Annotated in this window: 11 protein-coding genes; 5 read left to right on the forward strand and 6 right to left on the reverse strand. The window is 45.5% G+C overall.

Features of this window, described 5'->3' with window-relative positions; translation table 11 throughout:
• The first annotated feature begins 319 nt into the window (after positions 1-319).
• The gene (locus HMPREF9193_RS05170) at positions 320-1,411 is read left to right on the forward strand and encodes a formylglycine-generating enzyme family protein (RefSeq protein WP_051306005.1); all 1,092 of its coding nucleotides are present in this window, start codon (positions 320-322) and stop codon (positions 1,409-1,411) included.
• Between the two features lie 55 nt (positions 1,412-1,466).
• On the opposite strand, the gene HMPREF9193_RS05175 is transcribed toward HMPREF9193_RS05170, so the two are convergent.
• The 4 genes from HMPREF9193_RS05175 to HMPREF9193_RS05190 all read right to left on the reverse strand — a co-directional run bounded on the left by HMPREF9193_RS05175 (position 1,467) and on the right by HMPREF9193_RS05190 (position 6,154).
• Positions 1,467-2,066, reverse strand: coding sequence for a hypothetical protein (locus HMPREF9193_RS05175; protein ID WP_021687026.1), 600 nt, complete (start codon positions 2,064-2,066; stop codon positions 1,467-1,469).
• A 41-nt stretch (positions 2,067-2,107) separates the two neighbouring features.
• Positions 2,108-4,792 carry a valine--tRNA ligase gene (locus HMPREF9193_RS05180; protein WP_021687027.1) on the reverse strand — a complete coding sequence of 895 codons (2,685 nt, stop codon included), beginning with the start codon at positions 4,790-4,792 and terminating at the stop codon, positions 2,108-2,110.
• Between the two features lie 130 nt (positions 4,793-4,922).
• Complete coding sequence (trxB, locus tag HMPREF9193_RS05185; RefSeq protein WP_021687028.1) at positions 4,923-5,831, reverse strand: thioredoxin-disulfide reductase; 909 nt, start codon at positions 5,829-5,831, stop codon at positions 4,923-4,925.
• Complete coding sequence (locus HMPREF9193_RS05190) at positions 5,828-6,154, reverse strand: thioredoxin family protein (RefSeq protein WP_021687029.1); 327 nt, start codon at positions 6,152-6,154, stop codon at positions 5,828-5,830. Before HMPREF9193_RS05190 ends, trxB begins: the two co-directional genes overlap by 4 nt.
• A gap of 144 nt (positions 6,155-6,298) precedes the next feature.
• On the opposite strand from HMPREF9193_RS05190, the gene xseA reads away from it, so the two are divergent.
• Genes xseA through mutL form a run of 3 tightly spaced genes read left to right on the forward strand, consistent with a single transcriptional unit; the run spans position 6,299 to position 9,727 of the window.
• Positions 6,299-7,567 carry an exodeoxyribonuclease VII large subunit gene (gene xseA / locus HMPREF9193_RS05195; RefSeq protein ID WP_051306019.1) on the forward strand — a complete coding sequence of 423 codons (1,269 nt, stop codon included), beginning with the start codon at positions 6,299-6,301 and terminating at the stop codon, positions 7,565-7,567.
• Positions 7,554-7,790, forward strand: coding sequence for an exodeoxyribonuclease VII small subunit (gene xseB / locus HMPREF9193_RS05200; protein ID WP_021687031.1), 237 nt, complete (start codon positions 7,554-7,556; stop codon positions 7,788-7,790). Before xseA ends, xseB begins: the two co-directional genes overlap by 14 nt.
• A gap of 11 nt (positions 7,791-7,801) precedes the next feature.
• A complete protein-coding gene (gene mutL / locus HMPREF9193_RS05205; RefSeq protein WP_084604367.1) occupies positions 7,802-9,727 on the forward strand; it encodes a DNA mismatch repair endonuclease MutL in 1,926 nt (641 codons plus the stop codon).
• Positions 9,728-9,730: 3 nt separating this feature from the next.
• Here the strand turns inward: mutL and HMPREF9193_RS10760 are convergent, their stop codons facing one another.
• Positions 9,731-12,190, reverse strand: a complete 2,460-nt coding sequence (locus HMPREF9193_RS10760; RefSeq protein ID WP_021687033.1) for a tetratricopeptide repeat protein — start codon at positions 12,188-12,190, stop codon at positions 9,731-9,733.
• The gene (locus tag HMPREF9193_RS05215; protein WP_021687034.1) at positions 12,162-13,007 is read right to left on the reverse strand and encodes a tetratricopeptide repeat protein; all 846 of its coding nucleotides are present in this window, start codon (positions 13,005-13,007) and stop codon (positions 12,162-12,164) included. Before HMPREF9193_RS05215 ends, HMPREF9193_RS10760 begins: the two co-directional genes overlap by 29 nt.
• 80 nt (positions 13,008-13,087) lie before the next feature.
• Here HMPREF9193_RS05215 and HMPREF9193_RS05220 point away from each other — a divergent pair, with 80 nt between their 5' ends.
• Entirely contained in the window at positions 13,088-14,458 is a 1,371-nt protein-coding gene (locus HMPREF9193_RS05220; RefSeq protein WP_021687035.1) for a tetratricopeptide repeat protein, read from the forward strand.
• Positions 14,459-14,462 lie beyond the last annotated feature (4 nt).

Here is a 14,462-nt window from a genome sequence, read left to right on the forward strand (position 1 = left end):
CCCCCCCCCGCCACTGTTGCTATCCGCAACAGCATCAGGGGTAACGCCGTTACTACAGCCTGCAAAAAAAGCAAGCAACCCTATGCAAATTGCGGCAGCAAAAACTACTTTTGTGCTTTTAGTTACATCACTTTTCATTAAAAACTCCTTACACTTTTATATGTTATCTTATACTAACTAAGTGATCACCAGTATATCATTTTTAAAATTTTATTCAAGAGTGTTTTCACGTTTTTTTTTAAAAAGTTTTCTATAACTAACTTACTTGACAGCATTTTTTATTCAGTTTATAGTTAACACTAACAAATTGGAGAAGAATATGAAATATAAAAAAAGTTATACCCTTATTGCACTTGCTTTAATACTGACAACAGCGAGTATTTTAACGTCTTGTAAAAACGGTATAACAGAGCAAATACCGCAAAATGCCGGCGATATAAGCTTTGACGGTAAAACCTTTGAAAAAACATCTTTTAAAGCGATTGTCCCCAAAGGCACAAAAGCCGAAATTTTTATAGACGACGATTCGAGCTGGGCTACCTATTGCACCGGCGGCGATGATAATTACATATCGGGACTGTTTCTTTTAAAAGGCGTATTCCTTAAAAACAGAAAAGTGCGGCTCAGCCCCTTTGAACTTTCGCAGTATGAAGTGACGCAGGAATTGTATGATGAAATTATGGGACATAACCCTAGCAATTTTAAAACCGGTACTCATCAAAGGCTGCGTCCGGTAGAAACGGTAAACTGGTACGATGCGATTGTTTTTTGCAATAAATTAAGCTTAAAATTAAAGTTGCAGCCCTACTACGTTATTGAAGGCAAAAACATTGACTGGGAAGACATTCAATACGATGCAATTCCCGATGAGCATACGTCAAAGGAAGAGCGCGCACAGTGGGATAAAGTCGTTTTTAATCCCGGCAGCAAGGGCTTTCGTCTTCCGACCGAAGCTGAATGGGAATTTGCCGCGCGTGGCGCTAATGCAAAGACTGCCGTATGGAAGTACGCATTTGCCGGCACGCAGTGTACACCCCTTAATCCGGCAGGTTTTCAGAGCAAAACAGCTGATGCAAACCTCGATCTCTACGGCTGGTATGCGGACAACAGCGGGCAAAAAACTTATGCCGTCGGTACAAAAAAACCGAACAGCCTGGGGCTTTACGATATGTCGGGAAATGTTTGTGAGTGGTGTTTCGATTGGGCAGCTGCTTTGAATATAGACGGAACAACAATAGAAGAAGACCCTCACGGAGGTCCGCGTCCTACTACGGTTGAAGAGCCTGCACGGGTTGATCGCGGAGGTGCTTTTCGCAACAAAGCATGTGATTGTGCAGTTTCCCGAAACGACTGGTACTATCCGTACCGCCGCGCCAATTACTTAGGGATCCGCCTGGCGCGCAGTTTATAAGTACGCTTAAGCGAGGTAAGCTAAAAGCTGCTTAATCGTGCATGTTTTACTCATACTACTTCTTCGCAGTGTTTTTATTCAAATATCCGCATTCTTCAAGATAGCGGCGCCGGGTAATTACAAGGGAAATCAATTCTTGATACATATTGTAGTCGACGGCAAGTGCTATGGGAAAAATAAAGAATTCTGTTTCGTCGCAATAGCGTTCAATAAAAGCCGGATTGGTAACAAACCCCAAGCTAATCATGTTGCTTATGCGGTCGGCGCATTTTAGGATTTTTGCTTTTTCGCTTCCGTGTTCGATTATGCCGCGCAAATACTCGCTTTTAGACTGCCCTTCTTTTTTGGTTACTTCCATAACCAGTTCATATACTTGTTCGGATTCGGAATCTATACTTAAAATAAGGTTCCGGTCAAAATCGGGTATGTCTTCCACCAAATCGTGAATAACCGATGCTTTTAACAGCACGCTGTCGATGTACCCGTAATCGATAAGGGTTGCCATCGTATCGATTTGATGGCGGAACATATTGCCGCCTGCATACCTCGATTTTCCGATAAGGGCGGTTACAAGCTGCATATAGGGAGCAAGGTATATGCCTTTTAATTGAAGCATATCTTTATTATTCATTCGTACCGGTTTTTCGGTTTGCATTTGTTTTTGCCGCTCCTTGCTCCGCTTGTCCCTTGAACTTTTTATAAACTTTGTATGTATTGTTTCAGTTTTTCCGCACGGTGCACCGAAGCGTTCCGTTTTTCTTTTTCCGCTTCAACCACTTCAGGCGGCGCATTTTGTGCAAATTTTCCGCCCAGCTTTGCATCGGATTTGGCAATAAAACCTTGTTCGGTATCGAGCGCTTTTTGAAAGCGTGCTTTAAGCTGTTCTTTGTCTATACCGTCTTGTACTAAAATAAACGCTTCAAAGCCGTCCCCTACCGTTCCGACGGAAAGCGGCGGTTTTTCGTTTACAAAGTCTATGTTTTTTACGCCTGCTAAAAGCCGTATTAAATCGGTTTTTTCGCGGCACACTTCTGCATGAGAATTCGCCGTTACAAGCAGCGCAAGGCTTATTTTAAGTTCCGGTGCAATACCGCATTCAATGCGCAGAGCGCGAACGGAGCGGATAAGGTTTTGCAGTACGGTAAAGCGCTGTTCAACGGTTTTATTTTGTCGTTCGGCGCGTTCCACAGGATAGGGTGCACGGATAAGAGATTTGTCTTTTTGCTCGATCGGTAAAAACGAATAAATTTCTTCGGTAACAAAGGGTAAAAAAGGATGGAGCAAGCGTAAACTTTCTTCGAGCACGTGTATAAGTACGGAAACTGCGCGGTCTTTTTCCGCTTCATTTTCGCTGCGGAACGACAGTTTCGTACCTTCAACATACCAGTCGCAAAAATCATTCCAAAAATATTCGTACACCGTTTGTGCAGCTTCATTGTAGCGGTAGCCTTCAAGCGCAGCTCTTGTGCGTTTTACGGCGGCATTTAAGCGATCGTAAATCCAGCAGTCAAGTTCATTTAAATCTTTTTGTGCAACGTCAACAAAACTTCTGCCTTCCAAATTGCCTAAAATATAGCGGCTTGCGTTCCATACTTTATTGGCAAAGCGGCTTCCCATTTTAAATGATTCTTTGTCAACCAATACATCCTGCCCTTGAGCGCACATAAAAGCGAGGGTAAATTTAAGCGCGTCGGAACCGTAAGAGTCTATAATTTCGAGCGGATCGATACCGTTGCCCAGCGATTTACTCATTTTACGTCCTTGTTTATCGCGCACCAAACCGTGGATGTAAATATCTTTAAATGGAACTTTGCCGGTAAATTCAAGGGCTGCCATAATCATACGGCTTACCCAAAAAAAGATAATGTCGTACGCGGTAACCAAAGTGCTGGTAGGATAAAAGGTTTTAAAATCGTCCGTACCGCCGTTTGCTTCGTTTTCGCTCCAGCCGAGTGTGGAAAAAGGCCACAACCAACTTGAAAACCATGTATCCAAAACGTCGTTGTCTTGGCACAGTTTTTCATTTGCAGCACCGCATTGGGGGCACACAGCAGGATCGGTTTCGGATACGATTGTTTTTCCGCAGTTTTGACAATACCACACGGGAATGCGGTGTCCCCACCACAGCTGGCGGCTTATACACCAGTCGCGGATATTTTCCATCCAGTGTGCGTAAGTGTTTTCCCATTTTTTAGGATAAAACACAATGTCGCCGTTTTTCCATGCTGCAAGCGCTTTTTTGGCAAGCGGCTGCATTTTTACAAACCATTGATCGCTTACATATGGTTCTACTACCGTATGGCAGCGGTAACAGTGTCCCACCGAATGGCTGATGGGCTTTTCATCTTTAAAAAGTCCTGCCTGTTTTAAATCTTCGATAACCGCTTTTCGCGCTGCTTTACAATTCATGCCGCGGTATTTTTGCGGGCAGCTGTCGTTAAGCGTGCCGTCCGGATTTAAAATATTGATAACTTCAAGGTTGTGCCGTTTGCCTACTTCCCAGTCGTTCGGATCGTGCGCGGGGGTAATTTTAACAATACCGGTACCGAATTCTTTGTCTACATAACTGTCCGCGATAACGGGAATGCTGCGGTTTGTAAGCGGCAGTTTTACACGCTTTCCGATAATATCTGCATAGCGCTCATCGTCAGGATGAACGGCAACCGCGCTGTCGCCTAAAAGAGTTTCCGGACGCGTTGTTGCAATTTCTATACGCGAAAGTCCGTTTGCAAGCGGACTTTCCAACTCGTAGTACAAATGGTACATTGCGCCTTGATTTTCTTCGTGTTCAACTTCGTCGTCTGCAAGGGCGGTGCCGCAAGACGGGCACCAGTTTATTAAGTAGTGACCGCGGTAAATTAAACCGCGTTCATATAAACTGACAAATACGTGGCGCACGGCTTTTGAAAGCCCTTCGTCCATCGTAAAGCGCTCGCGGCTCCAATCGACCGAAGCGCCTAATTTTTTTAATTGTTTGGTAATAATGGCGTGGTGCTCGTTTTTTACTTGCCATGTACGCTCAATAAAAGCGTCCCTGCCTAAATCTTGCCGGCGTACACCTTCTTTTTTTAAGCGGCGCTCAACTACATTTTGAGTGGCAATACCTGCATGATCGGTTCCGGGAAGCCATAAAACGTTTTTACCGTTCATACGCTGATAGCGTACGATAATATCCTGTAAGGTATTGTTGAGCGCATGCCCCATGTGCAGTATGCCGGTAACGTTCGGCGGCGGTATAACGATAGTAAAAGGCTGTGTGTTTTTTGCCTTGGCTTCGGCGCTGTTGAGCGGTTTAAAACAGCCTTCTTTTTCCCATTTTTCGTACAACCGGTCTTCAAAATCTTTGGGATTGTAGGCTTTTTCAAGCTCAATACCTTTCATAACGCCACCTCTTTTTGTGCTGTTATTGTAGCGATTTTACGCACAATGTGCAACCGGCGCCGAAAAAGCGTCTAAATTAAAAGCGCTGGAAAAGTGTCGCCGCCGGTTTACATACTGCCGGTGCAATTGTTCAGCGAAGGTATTCTTCTATGGCAGCGGATGCGCAAGCGCCGTCGGCACAAGCGGTAACGATTTGACGCAGTGTTTTAGTGCGGACGTCTCCTGCGGCAAACACTCCGTCTATCGCGGTTTTGGTAGACTCGTTTGCAATAATATAGCCTTTTTCGTCCAGCGGCAGTTTACCTTTAAAGATATCGGTGTTCGGTATTCTTCCTACGGCAACAAACACACCGTCGCATGCAATTTCGCTTAGTTTATGCGTGTCCGTGCGTTCTACTGTAATACCGGTAACCGTTTTATCGTGTATGATATTTTTAACGGCGGCATTCCACACAAATTCCAAATTAGCCGTTTTTGTAAGCGGTTCCATATATACGGCGGAAGCGCGCAAAGAATCTCTACGGTGCACTAAGTATACTTTTTTGCATATTTTGCTTAAATATAAAGCGTCCGCCGCTGCAGAGTTTCCGCCGCCGATAACGGCTACCGTTTTATCTTTATAAAACATACCGTCACACACGGCGCAATACGCAAGTCCTTTGCCTTTTAATGAGCTTTCTTCACTTAAACCCAGCGTACGTGCGGAAGCTCCGGTAGCTATAACAACCGTTTTTGCTTCTATAACTCCTGCAGAACAAGTAACTTTTTTTATACTGCCGGAAAAATCAACATCGGTTACTTCGGTTAATTCAGTTTTTGTGCCGAAGCGGTCGGCGCATGCTTTCATTTTTTGACCGAGTTCAAAACCGTCTATGCCTTGCTCAAAGCCCGGATAATTGTCTATGATGCCCGTTGCAGCCATTTGTCCGCCTGCAGACAGTTTTTCCAAAACCATAACAGATCTTCCGGCACGCACGCAGTACAGCGCCGCAGTATAGCCTGCAGGACCGCCGCCGATAATAACGGTATCGTATATCATAATACCCCCTCCGTTTGCAAAAAGCGGACTATTTCGTCTTTAGAAGACGGTTCTACAATGTACTTTCCCGGTTTACCGTTTTGTATTACACATAAAGTAGGATAGGCTTGAATGTCGTATTTTTGTTTTAAAGATGTTTCACGTTCGGCATCGATTTTTACAACGGTAAAACGATCGGCATATTCTGCAGCGATAAACTCCAAAACGGGACCAATCCGTTTGCAATCTCCGCACCAGGGTGCATAAAAGTCAATTAATACCGGCTTATTGGCATTAAGCACATCTTGTTCAAATGTTTTTTCCGTTACTTCTTTTACCGTCACAAAATCCTCCGCATTGCAATTGTATAACGTAAAATATAAATAGTTTGAAAAAAAAAGACAAGCAGTTCAAGTATGTACAGAAAACGCGCCGAAAGCGTCCTTAAAGAGATTGTACAGCCGGTGCACATTAATTATAATAAAACTATGAATATACCGACAGCGTTTGAAAACTGTGCACCGAATGATTGTGTTTTCAGCGTAAGCCAAATAACCGATATCCTCAAAGAATTGGTGGAAACTTCTTTTCCCTCTTTAACTGTCGAAGGTGAAATTTCAAACTACCGCCCGTCCAGCACGGGACACGCATATTTTACGCTTAAAGACGAAAAAGCAGCCCTTTCTGCGGTTATGTTCAAAGGTAAATGTAAAAACCTTTCTTTTGTTCCGGTCGACGGCATGAAAGTAAAAGCAACAGGTTCACTTTCGGTGTATGCTTTGCGCGGCACTTACCAACTTGTAGTAGACGAAATGGAAGAAGCCGGCTGCGGTGACATATTAAAAATGCTTGAACAGCTTAAGCGCCGCCTTGCCGCAGAGGGTTTGTTTGACAGCGAAAAAAAAAGGCAGCTGCCCTTTTTCCCCGAACGCATAGGAGTTGTTACCAGTCCGACCGGAGCGGCGCTGCGCGACATTTTGCAAATTACGAGCCGGCGCAATCCTAAAGTATCGGTTACCGTACTGCCCTGCGCGGTTCAGGGAGCAGAAGCGGCTGAACAAATAGCTGCGCAAATTAAGCGGGCAAATATGTTTTCGCTTGCCGATATTTTGATAGTCGGACGCGGCGGCGGCTCATTGGAAGACTTGCTGCCGTTTTCCGAAGAAATTGTCGTGCGCGCCGTTGCAGCTTCGGCTATACCGGTTATTTCTGCAGTGGGGCACGAAATAGACTGGGCGTTAAGCGATTTTGCAGCCGATGTGCGCGCAAGCACGCCGTCCGCCGCCGCAGAACTTGCGGTTCCCCTGCTTGACGACATTGTCGAAACGCTTACGTTTCGTGTACGGGAGTTTACTCAAAACATACAAAACCGTATACAAAATATGCGCCTTTTGGTAAAATCGTTTTCTACGGAAAATCTGGAATTGCGCGTGCGTACCGTAGAGCAGCCGCTTTTGCAGCGCTTTGACGACGCAAAAGAAGAGCTGCTGTTTTCTTTTACAAATAAACTTTCAGATATGCGCAGCCGAATCGTTTTTGCCCGCCAATCTTTGGAAAGTGCAAACCCGCTCTCTATTTTGGAGCGCGGCTATTCGGTAGTACGTGACGGTACAAACGGAAAGCTTATCCGTTCGGCGCAAGATGTGAGTGCAGGCGCTGTGCTGCATATAATTCCTTTTACAGGAACGATTTCGGCGCAAGTAATACATACGGACAATACACAGCGTTTTACGGGAGAATCGGATGAAAAACTTTGAACAAAGGCTCGAACGTTTGGAACAATTGAGCAATGAAATAAAAAAAAGCGATATAAAACTTGAAGATGCCCTCAAAATGTTCGAAGAAGGCATAACCATAGCTAAAGGCATGGAAAAAGAGCTGGATAAAATCGAAGGCAAAATTCAGCAATTGGTAAACCGTCCGTCTTTGCCCGAAGAAAAACCGGAACTCGATTTATTTAGTGCGGTAAACGCCGAATAACGGAGAACGCCATGAGTGTTTCCCCTGTGCCCCACATGCGTCCAGTAAAAACTCTCGCTCCGGAAGTTGCGCGTAAAATTGCCGCAGGCGAAGTTATAGACCGTCCGGCTGCAGTATTGCGAGAATTTTTGGACAATGCCGTAGACGCGGGAGCCGACCGCATTACGGCGGAAATAGAAGAAGGCGGAACAGCGTTAATACGCGTCAGCGATAATGGCTGCGGTATGACTAAAGAAGACTTGCTTGAATGTGCAAAACCGCACGCTACCAGCAAAATAGTCAGCGATACCGATTTGGCAACGCTGAGCACACTCGGCTTCCGCGGCGAAGCGCTTTGTTCGGTTGCTGCGGTCAGCCGTTTGCAAATAAGCACGGGAAGAAACGGCTGCGCGTGGAGCCTTGAAACTTCGCCAGACGGCACGCAAACGCTGAACCCGGCTGCCGTAGCAGACGGCACCATAGCTGCATGTAAAGGATTGTTTGAAAACTTTCCCGCACGGCGCCGTTTTTTAAAACGCGCTCAAGCAGAAGCTGCACTGTGCCGCCAGATTTTTATTGAAAAAGCTATGCCGTTTCCGCAAAGAGCATTCCGTTTTATTTCGGACGGAAAAATACGCATGGATTTAAGCGCAGGACAAAGTTTGGCGCAGCGCTTTTGCACCGCGCTCGATATGGCGCAACAAGCTTCTCTTTTTTATGAAGTGCACTCAAAATCGCCTGACATCGGTACGGAAAATAGCGAAAAAAGCGAGTGGCGCTTTACCGTAGTACTCGGCGAAACCGGCATACACCGCAGCGACCGTAAATTGATGTACGTTTTTGTAAACGGCAGACGCGTACAAGAATATGCGCTGCTTCAAGCGATGGATTACGGTGCACAAGGATATTTTCCCAACGGCACCCACCCTGCCGCATGCTTGTTTTTGGATATAGATCCCGCACTTGCCGACTTTAATATACACCCTGCAAAAAAAGAAGTGCGTTTTAAAGATATCGCTCCCATACACCGTGCGTTAAGTGCGGCGGTGCGTAATTTTTACCGTGACCTTACCGTCCGCTCGCTTGTGCATACGGAAAAAGGCACTGATGATTTTCAGCTGCACTTTGATGATCATCACGAAGAGCAAGCAAAAGCGCACGAGAGTATCTTAGAAGCAACACAGGCAAAGATTTTTATGTCACCGGCGGTATCGGCATTTGCGCCAAGCACGCCGGAAGTAACCGGTACCGATACAAACATTGCCTGCAGAACAGACAAACCGGAAGTGCCGTCCGCACCATACACATACCCTCGCTATGCGAGCACAAGCTTTACCGGCAGCGAAAAAATCTCCGACTACGGCGAAACAGGTGAAGCTCACCTACGCTACGAAAAAAGTGCAAAAGCAAATGGAGCGTTTACTTATTTGGGCACAGCTTTGGGAGTATTTTTAATTGCTGAAAAAAACAACGAGCTGTACTTGGTAGACCAACACGCAGGGCACGAGCGTATTTTATTTAACCGTTTTTTGGAAAGCGCCGGTCAAAAACAAATGCTTTTAGTACCCTTCGTTATAGAAACGCCGAGCGTTGAAGACGACCGCTACCTTGAAACCCTGCTTCCCGAATTGGAAAAAGCCGGCTTTTTGCTCAAAAACTGCGGAGACGGGCGCTGGGAAGTTTTTTCGGTTCCCGTAAAATGGCAAGGAAACGAGCGCGATTTACAAAGCGATTTATTGGACAAACGTTTTGCTCCGAACGAAATTATCCGCTCTCTTGCGGCAACCAGTTCTTGCCGCGCTGCCGTAAAAGACGGGCATATACTCGACCGGCAAAGCGCGACAGAATTGCTCGAAAACATATTCGCATTGCCGGATCCGCACTGCCCTCACGGAAGACCGATATGGACAGTGATTTCAAAAGAACAGTTGTTCAGCGCTGTGCGCAGAACGGAATAAAAGCTATTTTACCGACTTAAGCAATTCTGCAACTTCCGCTTTGCGAAACGATGCGTTTTTTGCTTGTACAGCAATCAAATATTTTTCGGCATTTACATTATCTTGCAGCGCGATACACACTTTGGCAAGTTCTACATAAGCATCCAAATTGTTTTGATTGCGTTGCAATACTTCTGTGTATACGTTTTTTGCTTTATCATATTGCTTTGAAGAAGCGTATGCACTTGCCAAATTCATCTTTGCCGTTTCGTTTTTCGGATCCAATTTAAGCGCCGTTAAAAAATGAGTAACGGCATTGGTATAATCTTTTTTTGCAAGGTAGGCGCCGGCAAGGTTGTTTACCGCTTCAAAGCTTTTTTTGTCCAAAGAAACGGCTTTAGTTAAATACACCAAAGCGCTTTCAAAATCTCCGTTATCCAAATACAGTTTTCCCAAATTGATATTGGCTTTTATATGAGAAGGATCGATTTTAAGCGCAGCCGCATACGCCGCGACGGCTTCTTTAAATTTTCCCAGTTTTTCGTTAATAAGACCGTAGTTGTACTGGTACACCGCATTTTTACCGTCTGCGGCAGCGGCTTTTGCCGCGTAGGTCAGTGCGCTTTGCGTTTTGCCCTGCTCATACAGCGTTGTAGACAAATTGTAGTTTGTTAAAGGATCGTCGTCTGCATAAGAAAGCGCACGGCCGAAATATTTTTCCGCTTCGGCATAATTTTTTTGACTGCCGTACACCGAGCCCAATTCGCGCAAAGCGTTTAAATTGGTCGAATCTATATCGAGCACTTTGCGGTATGAAGCAGCGGCTCCCGTATTGTCGTTTTTTTGCACTTGAAGCCGCGCCAATTGCAGCCACGCCGTATCGTATTGCGGATTTACGGCAACCGCTTTCCGTAAAGCGGCAACAGCATCGTCGATACGTCCCAAACGATTGTACGCAAGAGCGGCGTTAAACCACGCTTGATACAAATGCTGATCCGCTTTTGCCGCCGATTCAAACGAAGAGCGCGCTTCGCTGTATTTTTTAAGCGTATACTGCACTTTTCCCAGTTCATACAAATACTGTGCATTCGTTGCGTCTTTTTGTGCGGCTATAGTCAATTCGGTTAAAGCTTTCGGGTACTCTTTCGCATCGGCGGCGGCTTTACCGAGCACGTAGTGCGGTACTGCGTTGTCCGGCGCAAAACCGACCGCTTTTTGCGCATAGTTAACCGCTTCTTTGGTAAGCAAAGTTTGTTTCGGTTTGTCTTTTTCAGCTTGCGAAGCAGTCGACAAAGCAGCGGCGATTTCCGAAAGCTTTAAGCCGGACAAATCTTTTTGATTTGAGGGAAGCAAACCGTCCGCTTTTTTAAAATGTGTTAAAGCAGGATCATATTTAAGCGCTTGCAAATCGGCTTTCCCCGAAGCAATTTCGTCGTTTATGCGCGTAATTATTTTTTTTAGTTCGGCGTTTTGGCGGGCTATTTCTTCTTGCTGTGCCTTTTTTTTAGCTTCTTCAGCGGCGGCTTGCTCTTGCAAGCGTTTTTGCTCTGCGGCGCGCGCTGCAGCTTGAGCGGCTTGTTCTTTTGCTTGTTTTGCAGCTTGTGCCTTTGCGCGCTCTTGCGCTTGTTTTTCGGCTTGCTCTTTTGCCTGCCGTGCCGCTTGCGCATTTTTTTCTTTTTCGGCTGCAGCGCGCGCGTTTTCCTGACGCTTTTTTGTTTCCTGCGCAGCTTGTTCGCGCGCGGCGCGCTCCCGTTCTTCATCCAAGCGCTTTGCCGTTTGCTTAAGCATATCGGCGTCAAACGCGGCGCTCGCCTTTGCGTCGGCATCCTGTTTTTGCTTTTGCGCAGCTTTTAAAGCAAGCACTTCGTCGCTGAGCGCAAGCACTTGCGCATCTTGAGCGTTTTGAATAAGTAATTGGTCCAACAAATCCATCGCGCGCTCGTATTCGCCGCGTTCAATATACCGCTGCGCCAACATCAGCGTGTTTTGCCTTTCGGCAGCACTTAAAGCCGCTGCCGTGCGGGTAGTATTGCAGCCGCGTACGGCTAAAGCAACTATAAAAGCCGCCGCAAACAATAACACAATAAGTCCTGCAGTCGTCAAAAACACAAACAGATTTTTTTTGCGTTTGTCGTCATCCGTTTTGGGGCTATCCGCTGCGCCGGTATGCATGCCGCTTGTGCCGGAAGAACCGTATAAGGGAAGACCTTCGCGGTTTGCTGAAGCTGAAAAAGAAGAAGTCCTGCTTTTTTCGGCAGTACTTGCGCCAGCCGCCCCTGCCCGGCTTGAACTGCTTGCCGTTCGGCGTTCCGCGTACGTACGCGGAACGGACGGCGTTTTTTTTACCGAAGTTTTTTTTGTTTCTTTCGGATTGCTTGAGTCATCTGCGTTTAAATCCGGTTTATTCCATGTATATTTTGGGTTTTCTTTTTCCCATTTTTTATTCCACTCTTCTTTATTCAAGTTCAGCTTCTTCGTACTCATAATCCAAAACTCCCTCTGTTCCTGCCGACACGTTAGTCGATGAGCCCGCTTGCAACGAAGCGGATACTTCTTCCAAAATTTTACGGCGGCGTTCAGCTTCTTCAGCCGCCAGCTGTTCGGCACGCCGCGCATCTTCTTCTGCACGGCGCGCTTTTTCGGCATTTAACCGTTCTTCTTCCAGTTTTATGCGTTCGGCTTCTTCGGCTTTACGCAGTTTTTCCTGTTCCAAAAAAACAAGCTGATCGTTTAATGCGCTTATCATGCGCCGCACTTCGCTTGCTTGTGCCGAATCGGCATCAAGCGCAAGATAGCGCTCGTAATCCCGAACGGCGTTACTGTAGTTTCCTAAGCGGACATTGGTATTGCCGCGGTTTAAAAACGGCGGTGCCCACGATGCATCCGCAGCAAGCGATAAAGAAAAATATTCTTCGGCTTTTGCATAATCGGCAAGTAAAAAAGCGGCATTACCCGCATTGTAATACAAACTGCGCTTATCAGTACCGCTTGTACTTGCGCCTGTTAAAAAAACTTCAAGCGCTTTTTTAACATTGCCCGTTTGCAAATATGCACTACCCAAATAATTATACACCGGCGGCGCGGCGCTTCCGTCGCTTACCGAGCGCTCCAGTAAAGGAATGGCTTGTTCGGGTTTATTAACGCGAAAAAAAAACGCGCCTTGCTCGTACGAACTGCCGCTTGTTTGTCCGGCTGTTTGCGCAGTACTTTGACCATATAAAAGCGAAAAAAACGTCGGCAGCAGTAGTATACAAACACCATATAAAACTGCTATAGTGTAATTGCGATATGCTTTATTCATACGGCTGTACTTCCCTGTATAAGCTGTATTATTTTACCATAACTAATGATACTTTTTCAATAACAGTATCGGAGGGCTTGATGGCTACTTTTCAGATCATTCTTATTTCTGTTTTCGCTGTAGGAGCAATCTTTCTCGCCTTTTTTGTCATACGTTTACTTGTCGTCCCCCAAAAAAAAAGCAGCATCCAAAAACTTTTAAAACAGGGAAAAACAAATGCAGCCATTAAAATCGCAAAGGCAATTATAGCAAAAGACAGCCGCGACTATCAAACCCATTATTATTTGGGCAAAGCATACCTTGCCGATAACAAAGCCGAATTGGCACTAATGGAATTTAAAGTCGTCAATCAAAACGCCGTATTCGATACGATGAACATACCCGAAGTTGAATTCAGAAAACTCAGTTCGAAACTGTATGCAAAATTCAATCAATACGACGATGCGCTTAAAGAATACTTGCTGCTTACCAAGCTGGAACCGAACAATGCCGACAACTTTTATGAAGCCGGCTCCATATTTGAAAAGAAAAACAAAACCGACCAAGCGCTCGGTTTTTACCAACAAGCTATAAAATTAAACAAACGTCACGCAAAAGCTCACGCGGCATTGGGTATGTTTTTGTACCGGGCAAAGCAGTTTGCAGAGGCAAAACGCGAAATAGATCTTGCCGTGTCTTTTAACCCGGAAATGTTTTCTTTTTATTACTACTTGGGAAAAATTCTTAAAGAATCTAAAGATTATGCCGGAGCTGTCGGTGCGTTCGAAAAAGCATTGCGGGATCCCGAATTCCGTCAAAGAGCGCTGATTGAACGCGGCTCGTGCTTTGTTGCGGCAAACAATATCGAAAAAGCGGTGGAAGAATTCGACCGGGCGGTTAAAACCGCACAAAACAATGCAAGTAAAGAAACGCTGTACGCGCGGTATTTTTTAGCCCAATGCTACGAACACCAGCGCAAAATCGATTTAGCACTGGCTCAGTGGGAAAAAATATACGAAAAAAATAAAAACTTTAGAGATGTCGGAGCTAAGTTAATTGAATACCGCGATTTACAAGGCAACGACAGCATGAAAGAATATTTAACCGCTTCGGGAGAACAATTCGGCGAACTATGCAAAAACATCGCACAAAAAGCGCTAAACTATTCTCCCAAAGATGTAAGCATTACTAAAGCCGGCTGTAAAATAATAGCCGTAGATACCAAAAGCGAAAGTTGGCGCAACGTGCGTCAACAGTTGTTTTTATTGCTGTTTTACCGCGAACAGGAATTGCTTGAAGAAGCGGAACTGCGCACGCTTATCGACGAAATAAAAAAACAAAACTATGTAAAAGGCATTGTGTTCAGCAGTTCCGGCTTTACCAGAACTGCGCTAACCTTTGCCGAAACCCGCCCGCTGGAATTGATAGGTAAAGACAAACTGCAGCAGCTTTTAAACAAGGCGGACGCTTAAATTT

It is taken from the genome of Treponema lecithinolyticum ATCC 700332 (assembly GCA_000468055.1).
Classification (GTDB): Bacteria; Spirochaetota; Spirochaetia; order Treponematales; family Treponemataceae; genus Treponema_C; species Treponema_C lecithinolyticum.